19 protein-coding genes are annotated in these 21,867 nt (G+C 65.2%); 10 read left to right on the top strand and 9 right to left on the bottom strand.

All coding sequences use genetic code 11. From position 1 onward, the window contains the following. Positions 1 to 674 precede the first annotated feature (674 nt). Complete coding sequence (locus A5892_RS02250) at positions 675 to 2,003, bottom strand: IS110 family transposase (RefSeq protein ID WP_064121411.1); 1,329 nt, start codon at positions 2,001 to 2,003, stop codon at positions 675 to 677. 852 nt (positions 2,004 to 2,855) lie between these two features. On the opposite strand from A5892_RS02250, the gene A5892_RS02245 reads away from it, so the two are divergent. The 5 genes from A5892_RS02245 (at position 2,856) to A5892_RS02225 (ending at position 8,320) form a co-directional block, all read left to right on the top strand. After that, on the top strand, positions 2,856 to 3,782 hold the full coding sequence (locus A5892_RS02245; protein ID WP_064121410.1) for a LysR substrate-binding domain-containing protein: 927 nt from the start codon (positions 2,856 to 2,858) through the stop codon (positions 3,780 to 3,782). 104 nt (positions 3,783 to 3,886) lie between these two features. Continuing rightward, positions 3,887 to 4,729 carry a sugar phosphate isomerase/epimerase family protein gene (locus A5892_RS02240; RefSeq protein ID WP_064121409.1) on the top strand — a complete coding sequence of 281 codons (843 nt, stop codon included), beginning with the start codon at positions 3,887 to 3,889 and terminating at the stop codon, positions 4,727 to 4,729. A 25-nt stretch (positions 4,730 to 4,754) separates the two neighbouring features. Further along, the gene (locus A5892_RS02235) at positions 4,755 to 5,801 is read left to right on the top strand and encodes an isopenicillin N synthase family dioxygenase (RefSeq protein ID WP_064121408.1); all 1,047 of its coding nucleotides are present in this window, start codon (positions 4,755 to 4,757) and stop codon (positions 5,799 to 5,801) included. A 72-nt stretch (positions 5,802 to 5,873) separates the two neighbouring features. Then, positions 5,874 to 6,695, top strand: a complete 822-nt coding sequence (locus A5892_RS02230; protein ID WP_064121407.1) for an ABC transporter substrate-binding protein — start codon at positions 5,874 to 5,876, stop codon at positions 6,693 to 6,695. 92 nt (positions 6,696 to 6,787) lie between these two features. Further along, entirely contained in the window at positions 6,788 to 8,320 is a 1,533-nt protein-coding gene (locus A5892_RS02225; protein WP_064121406.1) for an amino acid ABC transporter permease/ATP-binding protein, read from the top strand. 21 nt (positions 8,321 to 8,341) lie between these two features. Here the strand turns inward: A5892_RS02225 and A5892_RS02220 are convergent, their stop codons facing one another. The 8 genes from A5892_RS02220 to A5892_RS02185 form a co-directional block, all read right to left on the bottom strand. Further along, a complete protein-coding gene (locus tag A5892_RS02220) occupies positions 8,342 to 9,520 on the bottom strand; it encodes an acetyl-CoA C-acetyltransferase (RefSeq protein WP_064121405.1) in 1,179 nt (392 codons plus the stop codon). 224 nt (positions 9,521 to 9,744) lie between these two features. Beyond that, on the bottom strand, positions 9,745 to 11,346 hold the full coding sequence (locus A5892_RS02215; RefSeq protein ID WP_064121404.1) for a SulP family inorganic anion transporter: 1,602 nt from the start codon (positions 11,344 to 11,346) through the stop codon (positions 9,745 to 9,747). A 52-nt stretch (positions 11,347 to 11,398) separates the two neighbouring features. Further along, positions 11,399 to 12,040 (bottom strand): carbonic anhydrase, encoded by a 642-nt coding sequence (locus A5892_RS02210; protein WP_064121403.1) that lies wholly within the window; start codon positions 12,038 to 12,040, stop codon positions 11,399 to 11,401. A gap of 455 nt (positions 12,041 to 12,495) precedes the next feature. Then, on the bottom strand, positions 12,496 to 13,656 hold the full coding sequence (locus A5892_RS02205) for an AAA family ATPase (RefSeq protein WP_064121402.1): 1,161 nt from the start codon (positions 13,654 to 13,656) through the stop codon (positions 12,496 to 12,498). A gap of 172 nt (positions 13,657 to 13,828) precedes the next feature. Continuing rightward, positions 13,829 to 15,109, bottom strand: coding sequence for a glutamate-1-semialdehyde 2,1-aminomutase (gene hemL / locus A5892_RS02200; RefSeq protein WP_064121401.1), 1,281 nt, complete (start codon positions 15,107 to 15,109; stop codon positions 13,829 to 13,831). A gap of 172 nt (positions 15,110 to 15,281) precedes the next feature. Beyond that, positions 15,282 to 15,923: a thiamine phosphate synthase gene (gene thiE / locus A5892_RS02195; protein WP_064121400.1), complete on the bottom strand. Its 642-nt coding sequence runs from the start codon at positions 15,921 to 15,923 to the stop codon at positions 15,282 to 15,284. Further along, the gene (gene thiD / locus A5892_RS02190; RefSeq protein WP_223302772.1) at positions 15,920 to 16,702 is read right to left on the bottom strand and encodes a bifunctional hydroxymethylpyrimidine kinase/phosphomethylpyrimidine kinase; all 783 of its coding nucleotides are present in this window, start codon (positions 16,700 to 16,702) and stop codon (positions 15,920 to 15,922) included. The genes thiE and thiD overlap by 4 nt, the downstream gene beginning before the upstream one ends. Positions 16,703 to 16,737: 35 nt before the next feature. Beyond that, positions 16,738 to 17,169 carry a CopD family protein gene (locus A5892_RS02185; protein WP_064121398.1) on the bottom strand — a complete coding sequence of 144 codons (432 nt, stop codon included), beginning with the start codon at positions 17,167 to 17,169 and terminating at the stop codon, positions 16,738 to 16,740. A 289-nt stretch (positions 17,170 to 17,458) separates the two neighbouring features. Between A5892_RS02185 and erpA the strand changes: the two genes are divergently transcribed. The 5 genes from erpA (at position 17,459) to A5892_RS02160 (ending at position 21,818) form a co-directional block, all read left to right on the top strand. Next, the gene (erpA, locus tag A5892_RS02180; RefSeq protein ID WP_027350924.1) at positions 17,459 to 17,812 is read left to right on the top strand and encodes an iron-sulfur cluster insertion protein ErpA; all 354 of its coding nucleotides are present in this window, start codon (positions 17,459 to 17,461) and stop codon (positions 17,810 to 17,812) included. Between the two features lie 146 nt (positions 17,813 to 17,958). Continuing rightward, the gene (locus A5892_RS02175) at positions 17,959 to 18,177 is read left to right on the top strand and encodes a hypothetical protein (RefSeq protein ID WP_064121397.1); all 219 of its coding nucleotides are present in this window, start codon (positions 17,959 to 17,961) and stop codon (positions 18,175 to 18,177) included. 298 nt (positions 18,178 to 18,475) lie between these two features. After that, on the top strand, positions 18,476 to 20,380 hold the full coding sequence (mnmG, locus tag A5892_RS02170; protein WP_064121396.1) for a tRNA uridine-5-carboxymethylaminomethyl(34) synthesis enzyme MnmG: 1,905 nt from the start codon (positions 18,476 to 18,478) through the stop codon (positions 20,378 to 20,380). Then, entirely contained in the window at positions 20,380 to 21,051 is a 672-nt protein-coding gene (gene rsmG, locus A5892_RS02165) for a 16S rRNA (guanine(527)-N(7))-methyltransferase RsmG (RefSeq protein WP_064121395.1), read from the top strand. The genes mnmG and rsmG overlap by 1 nt, the downstream gene beginning before the upstream one ends. After that, positions 21,048 to 21,818 (top strand): ParA family protein, encoded by a 771-nt coding sequence (locus tag A5892_RS02160; protein ID WP_064121394.1) that lies wholly within the window; start codon positions 21,048 to 21,050, stop codon positions 21,816 to 21,818. Before rsmG ends, A5892_RS02160 begins: the two co-directional genes overlap by 4 nt. Positions 21,819 to 21,867: the final 49 nt, after the last annotated feature.

Raw genomic sequence — 21,867 nt, 5'->3', positions numbered from 1 at the left:
GTGCCACGCCTTCTCCCCGTTCATCCCGAGCGGTGCCCATACGCGCCAAGGTCGAGCCCCCACTCGGCAATGAGGGGCGCCAGTCGAGGGATCGCGCGGCGGCGATGAGGCCGTGGTTCGACACGGGCCTCCATGATGGCTCGCAAGATGGCTCAAGTCGGCGAAGGCCCGGCTCACCACGAACGGATGGGGTTAGGCCACAGGTCGGTGCCACTCCTTCTCCCCGATCATCCCAAGCGGCGCCCATGTTCGCCAAGATAGAGCCCCAACTCGGCAATCAGAGGCGCCAGTCGAGGGATCGCGCGGCGGCGATGAGGCCGTGGTTCGACCCAGGCCTCCATGATGGCTCGCAAGATGGCTCAAGTCGGCGAAGGCCCGGCTCACCACGAACGGATGGGGTTGGGCCACAGGTCGGCGCCACTCCTTCTCCCCGTTCATCCCGAGCGGCGCCCATGTTCGCCAAGATAGAGCCCCAACTCGGCAATGAGGGGCGCCAGTCGAGGGATCGCGCGGCGGCGGTGAGGCTGTGGTTCGACACGGGCCTCCATGATGGCTCGCAAGATGGCTCAAGTCGGCGAAGGCCCGGCTTTCCATGAACCCCCTCCGAGTTTTCCTCGACAGGGGGATGATCAGGGGGGAGATTGGGCGGTCGTCATATCGTTCTTCCTCAACTTTCAGGCAGAAGCATTTTGAGCTTCAGTCTGGATGGGCGTCACGGAGAACCCGAGCTGCTTGGCGAGTCGACGCATGGAACGTTGTTTGGTTTCCAGCGCCTGGGCTTCGTAGTACTGGAGTCCGTGTTCGACATAGTCCAATCCTTTGACCATGACGCGCCAGAACAGCGCCGCGAGTTTGCGCGCCAGGGCGATATTGGCGATCAATCCACCTCGGCGACCCGCCATCCGACGGTAAAAACCGCCCAGCGCAATGTGTTTGCTGCGAGCGAGGCTGCGGGCCATGACGCAAAACAGGCGCCCAGCACGATTACGCCTGCGCTTGGCCGAGCGTTGGCGCTTACCGCTCTGATGACTCCCGGGGGCCAGCCCGGCCCAAGCGGTGAAGTGTTTCTCGGTCGGCCACTGGGTCAGGTCGGTTCCCACTTCACCTATGAGTTGCAGGACGCTGTAGTCCGTATGGGCGGGAAGCACGGTGAGATCATTGCCTCCACACAGAGCCACCAGCATCGGATGCAGGTCATCGATCTGGGGTGCATTGGCACCGCCTCGCTTGTGCGCCTTGGACGGCGGCGACGTCGGAGGATCGACGTCGATCGAACGGAGCACCGCTTCGATCTGTTGGTCGCAAGCTCTGATCAAACGCTGGTAGTGCTCCCAGCTTTCCAGCGCCTGGCGCAACGCGAACAGATGCTCCTCGGCCCAGGTCCCTTGCAGAGAGGCTTTGATCCGTTCGGCCTTCTGCTGGCGGATCTGCACGTCGCACAAAGCCAGCAGTCGCTCAGGATCGCGTTCACCCTCGAGCATCGACCGGATCACCGCCATGCCGCTGCGGCCCACCAGGTTGCTGATGACATCGTGCAATTTGATGTTCATCCGCTCCAAGGCCTTCTGCAGATGCTGCACATGCCCTGCGGCCAGCGTGATGTGGTCCTGACGCAATCGCAGGTAATCCTGCAAGCGCCGGATCTCGGCTGGGGGCACGAAGCCTGCCCGCAAGAGTCCGTGCGCGTGCAACGTCGCTCCCCACTGGCAATCCTTCATATCCGTCTTGCGACCCGGCAGATTGCGGGTGTGCTTACCGTTGACCATCAGCACCTGTAGCTTCGCGGCTTCCAGCACGCTGTACAGGGGCAGCCAGTAGATCCCCGTGGCCTCCATGGCCACCGACTTCACCTTCTGCGACAACAGCCAGTCGCGTAGCTCATGCAGCTGTGCCGTGAACGTGCCGAATACCTTCGGCTCCCCTCCGGCAATCGACACATACATCTGCTCGCTGCCGACATCCACGAAGGCTGCCAATGGATCCAATACCGGTAAGTGGGCCATCTCATAGCTCCTGGGAACGGGTCGATGGAGAAAGGGTTACCGCAAGCCCGGTCGTGTTCTGGGAAGACAAATCTTTCCAACGGGAAGCCAGGCTCACCATAATGCGCAGCAGCCCACGACCAGAGCCATTCTCACCACCGGGCACCCGGCACCAAAAGACATGCGGCCACGCTGCTTGCGGCAACACAGCCATGCTACTCGGGTTCAAGGTCCATGCGCAGTGCCATCGCGATGGCACAGGAGGCTCACCACGAACGGACGGGGTTTGGGCCACAGGTCGGCGCCACGCCTTCTCCCCGTTCATCCCGAGCGGCGCCCATGTTCGCCAAGATCGAGCCCCCACTCGACAATGAGGGGCGCCAGTCGAGGGATCGCGCGGCGGCGCGGCCGTGGTTCGACACGGGCCTCCATGATGGCTCGCAAGATGGCTCAAGTCGGCGAAGGCCCGGCTCACCACGAACGGATGGGGTTGGGCCACAGGTCGGCGCCACTCCTTCTCCCCGATCATCCCGAGCGGCGCCCATGTTCGCCAAGATCGAGCCCCAACTCGGCAGCGAAGCGAGTCGAAGGGGCCTCGGGCGCTTTCCACGAACTGCCGGGGATGCTGGGCCTTCGCGCCAACTTCCAACCCGTTCGTCCCGAGCGGTGCCCATACGCGCCAAGGTCGAGCCCCCACTCGGCAATCAGGGGCGCCAGTCGAGGGATCGCGCGGCGGCGATGAGGCGGTGGTTCGACCCGGCTCGTTCCTCGCCGGCGCTTGGTATCGGCCAGCCAGACATGGATCCAGTCGACCATAACTGACAAATACCGCCGCAAGCGTCAGGATCGAGTCTTTCCGTGCGAGGAGTTCCGATGCGTCGAGCCCTGCCTCCGCTCAATTCGCTGCGCGCCTTCGATGCGCTGGCCCGCCTGGGCAGCGTTGGCGCGGCTGCCACCGAGCTTTGCGTCACGCCGGGGGCGATCAGCCATCAGATTCGCCAGCTCGAAGAGCGCCTCGGGGTGGCGCTGTTCGAACGCGACCGGCGTGCGCTCAAGCTGAGCCAGAGCGGCACCGTCTATGCCCGCCAGGTTCGCGAGGCGTTCCAGCTACTCACCGAGAGCACCCTCAAGCTCGGCCTGCCGTCGGTCGAGGGACGGCTGAAGATCGCCTGCGCGCCGGCCCTGGCGAACCATTGGCTGACCCACCAGTTGCACGACCTGCGCAAGGTGTTCGGTGAAATCAGCCTCGAGCTGACGCCGCTGAATCTGGACCGCGCGCAGGCGGTCGATGACGAGTATGAGCTCGCGATCGTCTATGGCGCCGGCGAGTGGGAGGGGTTGGAGGTCCAACTGCTGACCCATTTCGAGATGTTCCCGGTGTGCAGCCCCAGCTTCTTTCGCGGTCGCTCCCTGCCCACCCGGATCGATGAGGTCGAGGGGGGATGGCTCCTGCACGAGGACCAGGGCGGCCACTGGAAGCGCTGGCTCGCGGCGGCTGGCGCTCGACTCACCCATCTCGAACGCGGCTATCGCCTCGGTAACGCCTCGATGGCGCTCGAGGCCGCGACCTCGGGCGCCGGCATCGCGCTGGGAGACGTCTTCGTCTGCGAGGACGCCCTGAGCAGTGGCCGTCTGGTGCGCTTGTTCGATACCGCGGTACGCGCCCAGTACGGCTACTACCTGGTCGGCCGGGCGGGCAGCTTCGACAATCCCCGCGCACGCGTATTCGTCGATTGGCTCGAGTCGCGGCTGGAGCGCACCCGCAAGCGGTTCAGCGCGGCACCCACGCCAAACGTTTGAGAAAAATTCAACTATTCAGGCCAAATCTTTTGCTTTGAATCCTGCCCGCTCCTGACGCTATCTATTGCGCTATTCGATCACCAGCGCCACGCCGGGAGCCCTGTATGCAGCTGAGCTTGTTCAAATCCCTCTGGGGTCATCGGGGCGCCTGGTCCCAGGCGTTGCCGGAGCTGCGCGCCGGGGGCTTCGGGGGGTTCGAAGCCCGCCCGCCCTCGTCGCCCGACGCGCGCCGCGAGGCACGCAGGCTGCTCGAGGAGGAAGGGCTCGACTACATCGCCGTGCTGTTCACCTCCGACGACATCGTGCCCCGTCAGGCGGACACCCCGGCGCGCCACCTCGCGGACCTCGCCGCGAGGATCGAGATCGCGACGCCGCTCGCGCCAAGTTTTCTCAACCTGCTGGTCGGCAACGATCGCTGGCCGCTCGGCGTCCAGGTCGAGTTCTTCGGCCGGGCGCTCGAGCTGCTCGCGGGCCAGCCCATCGCCTTCGGCTTCGAGACCCATCGCGCGCGCTCGCTTGCTACGCCATGGCTGACCCTCGAGCTCATCCGCCAGCTGCCGGGGCTGCGCTTCACCAGCGACATCAGCCATTGGGTGGTGTGCTGCGAGCGGTTGCTCGACGATCCGCTCGACGATCTCAGTGCCTTCGTCGAACGGGTCGACCACATCCAGGCACGGGTCGGCTACGACCAGGGACCGCAAGTGCCGCATCCGCTGGCACCGGAGTACGCCCGCTTCCTCGCGTTCCACCAACGCCACTGGGAAGCGGTATGGCAGGCACAGCGCGCGCGCGGTTTCACCCGTACCACGCTGACGCCGGAGTTCGGCCCCGACGGCTATCTCCACCACCTGCCGTTCACCGACGCGCCGATCGCCGATCTCGACCAGCTCAATGCGGCCATGGCCCGCTGCGAGCGCGAGCACTTCGCTCACGCCCATTCAGCCTGACCCACGCGACCAGGAGCACACCCACATGAGTACGACATCCACCGTCACCGCCTTCGATCGAGTCCCGGTGATCGATATCTCGGGGCTCTACAGCGACCGGCTGGAGGATCGCTTGCAGGTCGCCGAGGCGCTCGGCAACGCCGCTCGCGCGATTGGCTTCCTCTATGTCGTCGGCCATCCGGTGGCACAGACCACGATCGAGGGGCTGCGCAAGGCGACGAAGGCGTACTTCGCCCAGCCGCTCGAGACCAAGATGCGCGACTACATCGGCGCCTCGAAGACCCACAAGGGCTTCGTGCCGCGCGGTGAAGAGGTTTACGGCAAGGGCGTACCGGATCTCAAGGAGGCCTTCGACATCGGCTTCGAAGTACCCGCCGACCACCCGCTGGTGCTCGGCGGCACGCCGCTGCTCGGCCCCAACGAGTGGCCGCCGCTCGACGGCTTCCGCGAGGCGGCGAGCCGCTACTACGACGAGGTCTTCACCCTCGGGCACAAGCTGTTCCAGGGCTTCGCCCTGGCCCTCGGGCTCGATGAGCACTATTTCGACGAGATGGCGAAAGCGCCGCCGTCGAAGCTGCGGCTGATCCACTATCCGTTCAACGCCGACGCCGAGGACGCACCGGGGATCGGCGCGCACACCGACTACGAGTGCTTCACCATCCTGCTCGCCGACAACCCCGGGCTCGAGGTGCTCAATGCCGAGGGGAGCTGGATCGACGTGCCGCCGATCGAAGGCGCCTTCGTGGTCAATATCGGCGACATGCTCGAGGTGATGACCAACGGTGCCTTCGTCGCCACCGCCCACCGGGTGCGCAAGGTGAGCCAGGAGCGCTACTCCTTCCCATTGTTCTATGCTTGCGACTATCACACCCGGATCGAACCGCTGCCGCAGTTCAACGATGGCGAGCGCCGCTACGAGGCGATGGCGATCGGTGAGCACATGTACGCCCAAGCCCTGCAGACCTACCAGTACCTAAAACGCAAGGTCGAGGCCGGCGAGCTGAGCCTGCCGCAGCGCTCGCGCAAGCCATCGAGCTTCGGCCATCTCAAGCAGCAATCGATGAACGACTGAAGTTCTTCGTCCGCACCGCCCGAACGACCACCGAGCCGTAATCACCAGAGCCAATCACAACAAGGTGAAGAGATGCCCTCAATCCCGTTTCGTCAGATACGCAAGCTTTGCGCGGCCGTGAGCCTTGGCTTGGCCGCTTCGCTGACCCTGTCGCCGGCCCAGGCCGAAGCGCCAACGCTCGAGCCCGGCACGCTCAAGGTCGGCATGGACATCACCTACCCTCCCTTCGAGTCCTACGATGGCGATGAGGTGGTCGGCCTCGACCCGGACCTCGCCCGGCTGCTGGCGCAGAAGCTCGGCACCGACGTCGAATTCATCGATACCCGCTTCGCCGGACTGGTGCTGGGCCTCGGCGCGCGGCGCTTCGACACCGTGATATCGGGGATGTACATCATTCCCGAGCGGCTCGAACAGGCCCAGGCGATTCCCTATGGTCGCACGGGTGCGGCGATCCTGGTCCGGGCGGGTGCCGAAAACCCGCCGACCAGGCCGGAGGATCTCTGCGGCATGAGCGTGGGCCTGCAGCAGGGCACCACCTGGGTCGCCCAGCTCGGCGAGCTGTCGGAGCAGTACTGCGTGCCCAACGGCCACGGCCCGATCAACATCCAGGAGTTCGCCAGCGCCCCCGAGGCGACCCAGGCGATGCTCTCGAACAACATCCAGGCGCAGATGGAGATTCGCGGCGCTGCGCTGATGATCGCCGAGCGCACTCGGGACCGGGTGGAGGTCAGTACCACCGAGCTGATCTATCCACAGACCATCGGCATCTTCCTGCGCAAGGATGACCAGGCACTGCATGACGCCATCGTCGCCGCCCTCGACGAGCTCAAGGCCAGCGGCGATTACCAGGCCTTGCTCGACCAGTACGGCCTCGAACCGCCCACCGAGAGCTGAGCATCGACGCGGGGCGCACGCCCACCGCCGTGTGCCTACCCTTGGCGCCCCGCTCTGCGGGCGCCTTCCCATGACGCGTCCGGGAGTTCGCGATGCTGTTCGATTGGGGCTATTTCGTTTCGCTGTTCTCGATGCCCGCCTTCTGGCGGGCAAGTCTCACCGTGATCGAGCTGAGCGCGCTCTCCTGGGCGCTCGGCCTCGCGATCGGCCTGCCGCTGGCGCTCGGCAAGATGTCCACCTACAGGCTCCTGCGCGTGCCGATCGGGCTTTACGTCTGGTTCTTCCGCAGCGTGCCGCTGCTGGTGCTGGTGGTGTTCGTCTACAACCTGCCGCAGATATTCCCAGCCACCGGGGTCGTGCTTTCAAGCCCCTTCTACTCAGGCCTGGTCGCCCTGGTGGTCACCGAGGCCGCCTACATGACCGAGATCCATCGCGGCGGCCTGCTCGCGGTGCCCAAGGGCCAGCGGGAGGCGGCCCACGCACTGGGGCTGCGCTATCTCGGCATCCAGCGGCTGATCGTACTGCCCCAGGCGCTGCGGGTGTCGGCGCCGACGCTGATCAACGAATACATCACCGTGGTCAAGCTGACCTCGATCATCTCGGTGATCTCGCTCACTGAGCTGCTGATGGTCGGCCAGCGGCTCTACACCCAGAACTTCATGATCATGGAGACCCTGGCGGCGGTGGCGATCTACTACGTCGGCATCGTCACCGTGTTCGGCGGCCTGCTCGAACGGCTCGAGAGGCGCTTGGAAGTCGGTACGCGCACCCCTGGGACGCTCGACGAACATCGGCTCGCCGCGCTCAGAGCCTCGCTCCCGCGTCCTCCGGCGGTAAGCAGCGAGGCGCGCAACACCGGCCAGCCAGATGCCCTGCGACTCAATCAGGTGCGCAAGCGCTACGGCAGCCATGAAGTGCTCAAGGGCATCGATCTCAAGGTCGCAACGGGCGAGGTGATCTCGGTGATCGGCCCTTCCGGCTCGGGCAAGACCACGCTGATTCGCGCACTCAACGGGCTGGAGCCGATCGATGTCGGCGAAGTGGTGCTGTTCGGTGAGTCTTTCATCACCGCCGGTGAGCGCCACGGTGGGCGCTTCCAGCAGGGCATCCTCGAAGTCGGCATGGTGTTCCAGAGCTTCAACCTGTTCGCCCACCTGAGCGTGGTCGACAATCTGACCCTGGCACCGCGCTACCACGCCCGCCTGGATGCCACCCAGCGACGCCAGCAGGCGTTGGCGCTGCTCGACAAGGTCGGCATGCTCGCCCACGCCGAGAAGTACCCGCACCAGCTCTCCGGTGGCCAGCAGCAGCGGGTGGCGATCGCACGGGCCTTGGCGATGGCACCAAAGATCATGCTGTTCGACGAGCCGACCTCGGCGCTCGACCCCGAGCGGGTCAGCGAGGTGCTCGAGGTGATCCGCGCACTGGCCGAGGAAGGCATGACGATGGTGATCGTCACCCACGAGATGGCCTTCGCGATGTCGATCTCCGATCGCATCCTGTTCATGGAAGACGGCGAGATTCACCTCGACGCACCGCCAATGAAAATCCGCAGCGGCGAAATCGACCCACGGATCAGCGCCTTCATCGGCCCAGCCGCCGTGTCTTCGGGTGGATCGACATGACCCACCCCCGGGACGCCGCGCTCAACGCTCCACGGCGATCGCGATCCCCTGGCCGCCGCCGATGCACAGGGTGGCGAGGCCACGGTGGACGCCGCGACGCCCCATCTCGTGGAGCAGGGTGACCAGCACCCGGGCACCGGAGGCGCCGATCGGGTGGCCGAGGGCGATCGCGCCGCCGTTGACGTTGACCCGCCCGAGGTCCCAGCCGAGCTCTTGGGCCACCGCCAGCGACTGGACGGCAAAGGCTTCGTTGGCCTCGATCAGTTCGAGCTGGTCGAGCGTCCAGCCCGCCTTCTCAAGGCAGCGGCGGGTGGCCGACACCGGGCCGATCCCCATCACCGCCGGGTCTACCCCGGTCGAGGCGTAGCTTTGCACTCGGGCGAGCACCGCCAGGCCAGCCGCGCGGGCGCGCGCCTCGCTCATCAGTACCACCGCGGCGGCGCCGTCGTTGAGCGAGGAGGCGTTGCCGGCGGTCACCGAGCCGTTGGGATCGAACGCCGGGCGCAACCGAGCGAGCGCATGGGCGTCGATATCCGCGCGCGGCTGTTCGTCGCGCGTCACCCAGTGCGACCCACCGCGCCGCTGGGGAATCTCCACCGGCGTGATCTCGGCCTCGAAGCGCCCGGCTTCGATCGCCGCCTGGGCACGGCGCTGGGATTCCAGCGCGAAGGCATCCTGCGCCTCGCGACCGATGCCATAGCGGCTGGCGAGGTGCTCGGCGGTGATCCCCATGTGGTAGTCGCCGAAGGCGTCCCACAGGCCGTCGCTGATCATGCTGTCGAGCAGCTCGCCATGGCCCATTCGCAGCCCCTGGCGCGCCTTGGGCAGCACGTAGGGCGCACGGCTCATGCTCTCCATGCCGCCCGCGATCACGCACTCGGCGTCGCCGAGACGGATCGCCTGGACCGCGAGTTGGATCGCCTTGAGCCCGGAACCGCACACCTTGTCGACGGTCAGCGCCGGCACCGACTCGGCCAGTCCCGCACCGATCGCGACCTGACGGGCCGGATTCTGGCCCAGGCCCGCACGCAGCACCTGGCCGAGGATCACCTCCTCGACTTGCTCCGGCGCAATGCCGCTGCGCTCGATCAGCGAGCGGACCACGGTGGTACCCAGCTCGATCGCCGATACCCCGGCGAGCGCGCCCTGGAAGGCACCGATCGGGGTGCGCGTCGCGGCAACGATCACCACATCGTTCATCTCTCGCTCCTCTAGGTCAGGATTTCGCAGCCGGTGGCAGCGCGCAGCTGCGCCTCGCTGGGCAGTGTAAGGATTGCGCCACTCTAACCAATGAGCTTTGCACTCCCTGGAGCGACCCCAGAAGTAGACCTTGGTCGTTCGGGCCAGCGGGAAAAGGGGATGGACGACGCCTCGACAGGGCAAACACCAGGCGTTGCCCCCGCCCTGCTGGGCGGGGGCAAGGTTCAACCGAAGGCGCGCTGGGGGGAGGTCGAGGCTGTCGAAGAGGGATCTTCGAGCTCACGCAGCACGTCAGGATCGGCGGGGAAGGTCGCGGAGAGACCGCCGACATCGCGCAGCTCGACGCTGATCCCCCGCGCGGGGGCGTTGCGCGCGAATGCCTCGATGTCTTCGCGAATGTCGGGATCGACGTGGTTGGCTTGGCGTGCGTCGATGATCAGATAGGTGCCTGCCGCCACCCGCTCGAGCCGGCTACGCACCTCTTCGCGGTTGAGAAACGAGATGTCGGTGCGAAAGCGCAACAGCGCATGATGCCCTTCCTGGGTGAAGGAGACCGCCCGGCGATAGTTGGCGCGGATCATGAAGAACAGCCCGCAGAGTATGCCGACCAGCACGCCCTTGAGCAGGTCCATCGCCATCACCCCGACTACCGTGGCGACGAACGGCACTACGCGATTGAAGCCCTTGCGGTACTGCTCGACCAGCATCTCCGGCTTGGCCAGCTTGTAACCGGTATGGACCAGGATCGCTGCGAGACAGGCCAGCGGCATCAGTTCGAGCATCGGCGCCAGCAAGGCAACGCTCGCCAGCAGCAGCAGGCCGTGCACCAGGCTCGCCATGCGCGTGCGCCCACCGGCCTGGACGTTGGCGGAGCTGCGCACGATCACCGCGGTGACCGGCAGCCCACCGATCAGGCCGCTGAGCACGTTGCCCACGCCCTGGGCCTTGAGTTCGCGGTGCGGCGGTGAATGACGCCGCTGCGGGTCGATCTTGTCGACGGCCTCGAGGCTCAGGAGGCTTTCGAGACTGGCGATCAGCGCCAGCGTCACCGCCACCATGTAGACCTCGGGGTCGAGCAGCCGGTCCAGCGCGGGCATCTGCAGCTGGCCAAGGAACTCGCTCGCCCCGGCGAAACCCATCGCGTCGATCGGCAGGCCGATACGGTGGGCATCGCCCAGCGGGGCCATCAGGCTAGCCGGCATCAGTCGGTCGATCAGCACCGCGACCACGACCGCGACCAGCGGCGCGGGCAGGCGCCCGAGCACGGAGCCCTTGATCGAAGGACGCTCCCACAGCAGCAGGATCGCCAGAGAGACCAGCGCGATGGTCAGCGCGAGGCCGGAGCCCTGCTCGAACAGCGCGGTATCGAACAGACCGACTTCGGCGTCCTGGGCGATGCCGGCCATCAGCGGCAGCTGGTTGACGATCAGGATGAGACCGATCGCCGCGAGCATGCCCTTGATCACCGAGCTGGGCACGAAGGCACCGATTCGACCGAGGCGCAGGTAGCCGAAGACGATCTGCAATACCCCGGCGATCACCGTAGCCATCAGCAGGCCGTCGAAGCCGAGGCTCTCTATCGCTGCGATCACGATCACCACCAGCCCCGCGGCCGGGCCACTGACGCTCAGCGCGGAACCGCTGACCAGCGTGACCACCAGGCCACCGACGATGCCGGCGAGCAGACCAGAGAGTGGCGGTGCGCCAGAGGCCATGGCGATGCCGAGACACAGCGGAATGGCGACCAGGAACACCACGATCCCAGCGGGAAGATCGTATTTCAGATTGCGCAACGGGTGATCAGGCAAGACCTGGGTATCACTCATCGAAAGCCTCCTTGCCGCGCGGCCATGAACGAACGATAGGACGAGACGACGTTCATTCGCTGAGCGCCATGGCCGAAGAAGTCATGAAACTGTGTGTAGAGCCCGGCGGCCAGCGCACCAGTTCGCGCAGCTGGCCGCTTTCCAATGCGTACATCATGCCGTGCAGGGTCGGGCCACGCTTCTCCTCGTGGGCCTTCTTGATCAATGGCAGCCGAGCCAGCAGTTCGATCTGGGCTCGAACGTTGAGCTCGGAGAGCGTGGTCACGCGGTCTCGCTCGGCGAGGGGGTGGAGCGTGTCGACATGGGCATCGCGCAGCTGCCGGATCGGTTCGAGGTGGCGATCGACGTGGGGCAGCCCGGTCTCCTCCGGGCTCAGGGCGGCCTGGATACCGCCGCAGCGATGGTGGCCACAGACCACGATGTGCTCGACCTGGAGCACCTCGATCGCGTACTCCAGCACGCTGCGGCTGCTGTCTCCCTCGGCGACGACGTTGGCAATGTTGCGATGGACGAACAGTTCGCCCGGCTCGGCGTTGCAGATCTGCTCTGCCGGCACTCGGCTGTCGGCGCAGCCAATCCATAGCACCCGGGGTGACTGACCGGCGCTGAGCCGTTCGAACAGCTCGGGGTCATAGGCGCGGTTCTCCTGCGCCCAAGCACGGTTCTCAAGCAGCAATCGATCGATGAAGTCCATGACTCGGCTCTCCTTGGAAATAGGGTCGGTCCGACGTTCGCGATGAAATCCGGTAGCGCAGGCCCGATCTCTGGGTCGCACGAATTCGCCGTTGGCAACGTGGTTGGGAAGCGATGCTTTCGTCCAAGAACCTATGGAAGGATCATGCTAGTACGACCTTGGTCGCACAGAAATTAAGGCGTGATTAGCGTTTTCATCACTGTCATGAAGGGGAGTCGATCTTTTTGTAAAGCTAATTTTTGTTCAAACTTAATTTGTCATAACTTAATGATTTTACTGATAAAATATTTAAGTAATAAATCCACAAGAAAGAGCCGATATAAATATTGAAACCTATCGATACGCGCCGTTAATAACTCTACTGAGGAAATGTCCCAAAGTGCCTGGGACATTTCCTCATTAGCGGAGCTTGACGGATCGAAAACGGCGGAAAAACTTAAGAAAAATCAGCGGGATCAGCTCAGCCGCAGGTGCTCTCGGATCAGCGCCACCAGGGTGACGTTGGCGTCGCGCGCGGTGGTGTCGAGCTGGATCAGGTGGATCCGTTCATCCTCTTCGAACGGCTCGAACTGGGCGAGCTGCTCGTCGAGCACCTTGAATGCTACCTCCGGGCGCTCCTGACGACGGTTCGAGCGGCGGGAAATCCGCGCCTCGAGCGTCGCGCGGTCGGCCTGGAAATTGACCATCAGCGTCGCTAATCCACGCGACTGCGCCTCGTTGCGCAGCAGGTCACGCTGCTCGCGCTTGAGGCAGGTGGCGTCGATGTAGACCGGGTAGCTCGCCTCCAGCAGGGCGCCGGTGATCTTCGCCAGCCGCGCATAGGTTTCAGCGGTGATCTCCGGGTCGTACTCGCCGAGCACCGGCAAGCCGGCAGCGGCGCGCTCGTCGAGCAATCGCTGGCGCTCGACGTTGGAGCGTACCCGGATACCGGCGAGCTCGCGCATCGCTGCCTGAGTGAAGCGGCTCTTGCCGCTGCCGATCACCCCCACCCCGAGCAGCAGGTAAGGCACCCGGAACTCGGCGATGTAGATGGTCGTCTCGATGTAGCGGCGCAGCGCCAGCGGCTGGTCGACCACCTCTTCGGCACGACGCAGCGCATAGTAGACCGCGGCATAGTCGAACAGCCGCATCATCTCGAAGTCACCGCAGCCTTCGAGATAGCGATCCACCACTTCGTTGGCCAGCGGCAGACCATCGAGGGTGAGAATGTCGCAGCAGACCGCAACGAGTTCGAGGCAGACATCGCCTTCGACCACTTCGCCGACCGGCACGCTCAGGCCGAGCTGGCGGCGCTTCTCGAGCGCGCCGTGCATCCGCGCGAAGGCCTCGACCGCCCAGTAGCCGAGCTGCTCGAGTTCTTCCGCGTAGGCACCGGTGGCGGGATGCGCGCAGAGGCGCTCGAGCGAGGCGAGCATCGCCTGGTCGAGACGTTGGTAGGGCGGTTCGGCCACGGCCTTGGGCCGGTCGCGCTGGGCGAGCATGCGTTCGGCGATCTGGTGGCACAGTTCGATCAGCTGGTCGCAATCGAGCCGATCGGCCTCGGTAAGGCGTTCGGCATCGAGTACGCCGTGACGGTGGAGAGCCTCGAACAAAGGCTGGCGCGAAGGCTGAGTCAAGTTCTAGCTCCTGGCTGGGATAGGCCCCTGGCGGCCTTTGACTGTCGAGATGGATGTCTAAGACGCAACGCGCCGATGGATCAAGTCTATCGAAAAAGCGCGTCCGCGACTCCCTCCTGGCCATCGCTTCCAAACCACCTTTTCGACCAACGCCACTTTCAGCGCCTTGCGCTCAGAGCGCCGCGAAAGCCTTCGCCGCCGCTTGTAGGGTCGCACTGATTTCGGCATCGCCATGGGCGCTGGAGATGAACCCGGCTTCGTAGTTGGATGGTGCCAGATAGACCCCCTGGTCGAGCATCAGCGAGAAGAAGCGCCGAAAGCGCTCGGTGTCGCAGGCGGTGGCGGCGGCGAAGTCGTCGACCGCCGGCTGGTCGGTGAAGAACAGCCCGAACATGCCGCCGACCTGGTGGGTCAGCAGAGCTATCCCTGCCTCCCGCGCGAGCCGCTCGAGACCCTCGCAGAGCTCGGCCGCTCGAGCGGAAAGCGCGGCATGGAAACCCTCGGCGCGCACCTTGCCGAGCAGGGTGATCCCAGCGGCCATCGCGAGCGGATTACCCGACAGCGTGCCGGCCTGGTAGACCGGGCCGAGCGGCGAGATTCTGCTCATGATCTCGCGCTTGCCGCCGAAGGCGCCAACCGGCATGCCACCGCCGACGATCTTGCCGAGGCAGGTCAGGTCGGGGGTGATGCCGTAATGCGCCTGGGCACCACCGAGCGCGACGCGAAAGCCGGTCATCACCTCATCGAAGATCAGCACCGCACCGCTCGCGTCGCAGACCTCACGCAGGGTCTCGAGGAAGCCTGGCAGCGGCGGGATGCAGTTCATGTTGCCGGCCACGGGTTCAACGATGATGCAGGCGATCTCGCCGCCGCGCGCAGCGAACAGCTCGCGCACAGCGTCGATATCGTTGTAGCTGAGCGTCAGGGTATGCTCGGCCAGCGAAGCGGGCACGCCAGGGGAGCTCGGCTCTCCATGGGTCAAGGCGCCGGAGCCGGCCTTGACCAGCAGCGAATCGGCATGGCCGTGGTAGCAGCCTTCGAACTTGACGATCGCGTCCCGCCCGGTGAAGCCGCGGGCGAGGCGGATCGCCGACATCGTCGCTTCGGTGCCGGAATTGACCATCCGCACCATCTCGACCGACGGCATGATCTCGCAGATCAAATCCGCCATGGTGGTCTCGATCGCGGTCGGGGTGCCGAAGGAGAGGCCGTCATCGAGACGCTCGCGCACCGCGGCGAGCACGTCGGCATCGGCATGCCCGGTGATCATTGGTCCCCAGGAGCCGACGTAGTCGATGTAGCGCTTGCCCTCGACGTCATACAGATAGGCGCCCTTGGCACGCTCGATGAACACCGGCGCCCGATCGAGCCCCTTGAAGGCGCGCACCGGCGAATTGACCCCTCCAGGAATGTGGCGCTGGGCGAGATCGAAGAGCTGCTGGGAGGTGGTCATCGTCGATTCCTGCAAATGTTGGCTGGAGAATGAAGCTGTGGCGGCGCAACACCAAGCGCGTGGCCGCGGGATCCCTGCGCTATCGGCGCCGACCACGATACCGCAGAGACCAGGACGGGTACGCCATGCTATCCGCCAGTCTCGCACAGAGTGCGGAGGGCGAAAAACCGCCCTAGCGGGCTTCGCGCAGACCGATCACCGCGCGAGCCGGATCATCGGCGGCGAATACCGCGTGCACCACCGCGATCAGATCCGCGCCGGCGCGGCGCGCGATGGCGGCGTTACTGTGATCGATACCGCCGATCGCAACGCAAGGCAGCCCCAGCGCTCGCGCCTGGCCGAGCAGCTCGAGCGAGGCCGGCGGCGCCTCTGGCTTGGTGCGTGAAGCGAAGAAGCGGCCGAAGGCGAGATAGCTCGCGCCTTCGTCGCGGGCGCGACGAGCGAGTTCGAGGCTCGCATGGCAGGTCGCACCGATGATCGCCTGTTCGCCGAGCAGCGCGCGGGCGGCAGCGATGGAGCCATCCTGCTGGCCGAGGTGAACGCCGACTCCCAGCCGCGCCGCGAGCGCCAGATCGTCATTGATGATCAGCGCCACCCCATGGGCGGCGCAGCGCGCTGCGAGCCCGCGTGCCTGGCGTTCGCGCAGGACTTGGTCGTTCGACTTGTCGCGGTACTGAAGCAGCGCCAAGCCGCCTTCGAGCGCAGCCTCGACCGCGGCGAAGAGTCGTTCGTCGTCCGGGGTCAGCCCGCTGTCGGTAATCGCGTAGACGCCCCGGCGCCAATCCCGGTACTGCTTGCCATGCGCTGGGTTCAAGGCGCCCTCCTCGCAGGCCAACGTTCCGGCAGCCGCTGCCCGCCGCCAAGGGCGTGGCTCGCGGCCAGCGCATCCCAAGTGAAGCGCTGGGCGATCTCGCAAGCGCGTTCGAGCGACTCGCCTGTCGCCAACGCCACCGCCAGCCGAGAGGCCAGCGTACAGCCGGAGCCATGGTAGCGGCCCGGCAGCCGAGGCCACTGCCATCGAAGTGGAAAGGAACCTGCGCGATGCAGCACGTGCTCGATCGTTTCACCAGCGGTTTCTCCCGGCAGCGGATCCGTGCCGGTGACCAGCACGGCCGGCCCCTCGGCGCAGAGCGCCATCGCGCGGGAGACATCGTCGTCGTATTCACCGGCCAGTCGGGCGAGTTCGCAACGATTGGGCGTGGTGATCGTCGCCCGCGGCAGCAGCCTGCGCCGGCAGGCGGCGATCAGCGCCTGCCCCGACAGCTCACTGCCACCTCCGGCCTTGAATACCGGATCGACCACCAGCGGCAGGCCGGGATGGAGATCGAGAAACGATAGCAGCGCCTCGAGGGTGCCGAGACTCGAGAGCAGCCCGACCTTGACCGCCGCGACGGGCACGTCGGCACTGATCCGCAGCGCCGCCTCGAGCAGGTAGCCAGGATCGACCGGCACGACCCGCGCGACATCGTGGGTATCCTGCACCGTCAGCGCGGTGGGCACGCTCAGCGCCCAGCCGCCGCCCGCGCGGATCGCCTCCAGGTCGGCGCCGAGCCCAGCCCCATTGCTCGGATCGAGCCCGGCGAACACCAGCACCGCCGGCGGCCGTGGGCGGCTGTCGAATGAGCGGCTCAGAACGGCTGCACCACGCTGAGGATCACCACCACTACGGTGATCACCACCGGAACCAGGGCGAAGATCTTGTAGAACATCGGCTTTTTACCTTGATTGCTACGCAGCCGGCGCATCAGCCCGAGGCACATATGGTGATAACCGATCAGCAGCACCACCAGTACCAGCTTGACGTAGAACCACGCCGAGCCGAGGAAGTAGCCGGGATTGGTCAACGCAAGCGAAATCCCGAGCAAGAGGGTGACGATCATCGCCGGGTTCATCGCCAGCCGGTAGAGCTTGCGCTCCATCACCTCGAAGCGATGGGCGCCCTGCTCGTCTTGCTGGCGCAGCGCGTAGGCGTGATAGATGAAAAGACGCGGCAGGTAGAACAACGCTGCGAACCAGAGAATCAGCGCCAGGATGTGCAATGCCAAAAGCCAAGCGGTCATTCGGACTCCCAATCCAGTATCGGTCCAGCACCAACGGTCAGTGACGCCGGCATACCGCCGGTCTTATTGAAATTCAACGCACTTGCCGCGCCCGCTCGCTCGACCCGCGAACACGGCCGACGACGAATGGGCTGCACGCTTCGTCATCATAACGGAAAGCGCCCTGCCCAGCGGCCACGATGACGCCAGCCGGCGCGGCGAAATGCTACACTATCTCCCATTCTGCGATGGATGAGGCCGCAGCGACGTCCGCCCACCGCCATCGCACCACCTGTCCAGGAGGCTACGCATGAGTGGCGCCGAAACCTTCATCCCGACTCCGCTGATCCTCACCGATCGCGCCGCGGCGCGGGTGCGCCAACTGGCGCAAGCAGAGCACAACCCCGCGCTCAAGCTGCGCGTGTACGTCACCGGAGGCGGCTGCTCCGGTTTCCAGTACGGCTTCGACTTCAGCGACGAGGTTCAGGAAGACGATACCGTGATCGAAAACGGCGGCGTCTCGCTGCTGGTCGATCCGTTGAGCTACCAGTACCTGGTCGGTTCAACGGTGGACTTCGAGGAAGGCCTCGCCGGTGCCCGCTTCCTGATCCAGAACCCCAACGCCACCACCACCTGCGGCTGCGGGATCTCCTTCACCGTCTGATCCCCGCTTGTTCATCACGCGGGCGCAATGCCCGCGTCGTGTCTCCTCGCCTTTCTCTCTCTTAGCTTCTCAAGACTCAGCGCCTCAAGACGCCCTACTTTCGTCGGCTCGATCCAGCGCAGCCCGGAATCCGCGGATATCCGGCTGTGGACAAGTTTTTTTTCCTGACCCCCGATATCGGCCTGCAGCCCACGGCAGCGCTGGCCGCGCACCAGCTTGACGTGGACGTGAACGAAAACGATGACAAGCAGGGTATGCGCCGGTTGAAAACAGGGGCACAACTCGGGGTGTGGACAACCATGCATTTTGTCCACAGGCCGCACACCGGTCGCACCCAGCCGGTCCGCCACTTTCCATCGCAGTAGCGAACAGCCTAACTTTCTGTATGAAAAGGATAAAAGTTGGTTTTCCACAGAAAAATCGCTACTCAATAGTCACTACTACAACAAAACTTCTTTAAATAAATCCTTTTTCTTATTTTTGTTTAGTAAATGAATCCAAGGTCAAAAGCGAGGTGTGGAAAACCCCTGACGGTTACCCACAGGCGCGCTATAATGCGCGGCCTAATCCCCAGCGCACCGCATGCCTTGCGCCTTACGCAAACGGCAGGATCGACCCTCTCCGGCATGCTCCAGCGCCCCGACAGTCTTTCGAGGTACTACCGTGGATTACCCCAACCGCTTTGACGTCATCGTCATCGGCGGTGGCCATGCCGGAACCGAAGCCGCGCTCGCCGCCGCTCGCATGGGCGTCGACACCTTGCTGCTGACCCACAATGTCGAGACCCTCGGCCAGATGTCGTGCAATCCCGCCATCGGTGGGATCGGCAAGAGCCACCTGGTCAAGGAGATCGATGCCCTGGGTGGCGCCATGGCGCTGGCCACCGATCGCGCCGGGATCCAGTTCCGCGTGCTCAACTCACGCAAGGGGCCGGCGGTGCGTGCTACGCGCGCTCAGGCCGACCGAGTGCTGTACAAGGCGGCGATCCGGGAAATGCTGGAGAACCAGCCGAACCTTTCGATCTTCCAGCAGGCGGTCAGCGATCTGATCGTCGAGGATGGCAAGGTGCGCGGCGCGGTGACCCAGGCAGGGATTCGCTTTCATGGCGAGACGGTGGTGCTGTGCACTGGCACCTTCCTCGGTGGGGTGATCCACATCGGGCTCGAAAACCACAGCGGTGGCCGCGCAGGCGACCCCAGCGCTTCCGCGCTGGCGGCACGGCTGCGTGAGCTGCCGTTCAACGTGGCGCGGTTGAAGACCGGTACACCGCCGCGAATCGACGCCAGGAGCGTCGATTTCTCGCGCATGCAGGTGCAGCCGGGCGACACGCCGACCCCAGTGATGTCCTACATCGGCACCAGCGCGATGCAGCCGCGGCAGGTCGATTGCTTCATCGCCCACACCAACGAGCGCACCCACGAGATCATTCGTGCCAACCTCGATCGCTCGCCGATGTATTCGGGGGTGATCGAGGGAATCGGACCGCGCTACTGCCCGTCGATCGAGGATAAGATCCATCGCTTCGCCGACAAGCAGAGCCACCAGGTGTTCATCGAACCGGAAGGCCTCACCACCCACGAGCTCTATCCCAACGGGATATCTACCTCGCTGCCGTTCGACGTCCAGCTTTCCCTGGTGCGCTCGATCGAGGGCCTGGAACGGGCGCACATCACTCGTCCCGGCTATGCGATCGAGTACGACTTCTTCGATCCACGCGACCTGCATCACTCGCTCGAGACCCGCTTCGTCGAGAACTTGTTCTTCGCCGGACAGATCAACGGCACCACCGGCTACGAAGAGGCCGGTGCCCAGGGGCTGCTTGCCGGGCTCAACGCCGCGCGCCGCGCGCAAGGCCGGGAGTGCTGGTATCCACGCCGCGACGAGGCCTACATCGGGGTGATGGTCGACGACCTGATTCGTCTCGGTACCCAGGAGCCCTATCGGATGTTCACCTCGCGCGCCGAATACCGGCTGCTGCTGCGCGAGGACAATGCCGATCTGCGCCTGACCGAAAAGGGCCGCGAGCTCGGTCTGGTCGACGATGCGCGCTATCGCGCCTTCGAGGCCAAGCGTGAGTCGATCGGACGCGAGCAGGCCTGGCTCGCCTCGACCTGGATCCACCCGCGCACCGAGGAGGCCGAGCGGTTGGCGGCGAAGCTCGGCGAGCTCACCCGCGAACAGCGCCTGCTCGATTTGCTCAAACGTCCCGAGCTCGAGTACCAGGACATCGCCGGGCTCAAGCGCGGCGACGCCCCGGTGGCGTACGCGGCGGTCGCCGAGCAGGTGCAGATCCAGGCCAAGTACCAGGGCTATATCGATCGCCAGCAGGAGGAGATCGACAAGCTCAAGCGCCACGAGCAGACCCTGCTGCCGATGGATCTCGACTATGCCCGGATCGACGGACTCTCCAGCGAAATCCGCCAGAAGCTCGATCGCGCCCGGCCGCGTACGCTCGCCGAGGCCGCGCGGATCTCTGGGGTGACGCCGGCCGCGGTATCGCTTCTGCTGATCCAGCTCAAGAAACGCGAGCGCAGAGCGCTCGGGATCGACGCCCAGGAGCGTGCCTGATGGCGGAAGCGATCGACGCGCCCAGGCTCGGGGCGCTGCTCGACCAGGGCTGTGCCCGGCTCGGATTGGAACTCGATGCGGATCGCCGTGATCGGTTACTGCGTTTCATTGCCCTGTTGCACAAGTGGAACCGCGCTTATAACCTCACCGCAGTGCGTGATCCCGAGGCGATGATCAAACGCCACCTGCTCGACAGCCTGAGCATCGTGCCGTGGGTACGCGGTCCTCGAGTGCTCGATGTCGGCGCAGGCCCCGGACTGCCCGGGATAGTGCTGGCGATCTTCGATCCTTCGCTGGAACTCACCCTGCTCGACAGCAACGGCAAGAAGGTGCGCTTCCAGCGCCAGGCGGTGCTCGAGCTGGGTCTCGCCAACGTGCATCCGGTGCACGAGCGGATCGAAGCCTTCACCGACGCGCACGGATTCGACCAGATCGTCAGCCGCGCCTTTGCTTCGCTCGACGATTTCATCGCCTTGAGCCGTCCGCTGCTCGGTGCCGGCGGCGAGTGGCTGGCGATGAAAGGCCGACGCGAGGTCGACGAGGAGCGGGCTCCCGCTGGTGTGGTGATCCGTGAGCGTATCTCCCTCGCGGTACCTGGCGAGGAGGGCGCGCGCCACCTGTTGCGGCTCGCGCCGGAGCATCATCTCGATCAGCAAGGAACAGCTTCGTGACCCAGATCATCGCGCTGACCAACCAGAAAGGCGGTGTGGGCAAGACCACCACGGCGGTCAATCTCGCTGCCGCCCTCGGCGCGCTGAAGCGCAAGGTGCTGCTGGTCGATCTCGACCCGCAGGGCCATGCCACCATGGGCAGCGGGGTCGACAAGCACGACCTGCCCAACGGCGGCGCCCTCGATGTGCTGCTCGGCGAGATCAGCGCGCGTGAGGCGATCGTGCGCTGCCCCAAGGCGGGCTATCACCTGCTGCCCGGCAATGGCGACCTCACTGCCGCCGAGGTCAGCCTGCTCGACTTCGAGCATCGTGAACGGCGCCTGGCCAAGGCGCTCGACGAGGTCAGCGGCGACTACGACGTGGTGCTGATCGATTGCCCACCGTCGCTCAACATGCTCACGGTCAACGCCCTGACCGCCGCGGACGGGGTATTGATCCCGCTGCAGTGCGAGTTCTACGCCCTCGAAGGGCTCTCGGCGCTGCTCGACACCGTCGAGCAGGTGCGAGCGAGCATCAATCCGACCCTGGCCATTCATGGCATTGTGCGAACCATGTACGACAATCGCATCAGCCTCACCCGGGACGTCAGCAAGCAGCTCTCCGACTATTTCGGCGACGACCTGCTGAAGACCGCCATCCCGCGTAACGTGCGCGTCGCGGAAGCGCCGAGCCACGGTCTTCCGGTGACCAAATACGCCAAGCTCTCGCGCGGCAGCCACGCCTATCGGGTGCTGGCCAAGGAGCTGATCAAAAGGCTCTCGCTATGAAACGCCATGTCTCGTCCACGCCTGCCTTGCCGGCATCCGCAGAGGGGAA

It is taken from the genome of Halotalea alkalilenta (genome assembly GCF_001648175.1).
Lineage (GTDB): Bacteria > Pseudomonadota > Gammaproteobacteria > Pseudomonadales > Halomonadaceae > Halotalea > Halotalea alkalilenta_A.
The sequence above is the reverse complement of the archived record's forward strand: the minus strand, read 5'-3'. Positions and strand labels throughout refer to the sequence as shown.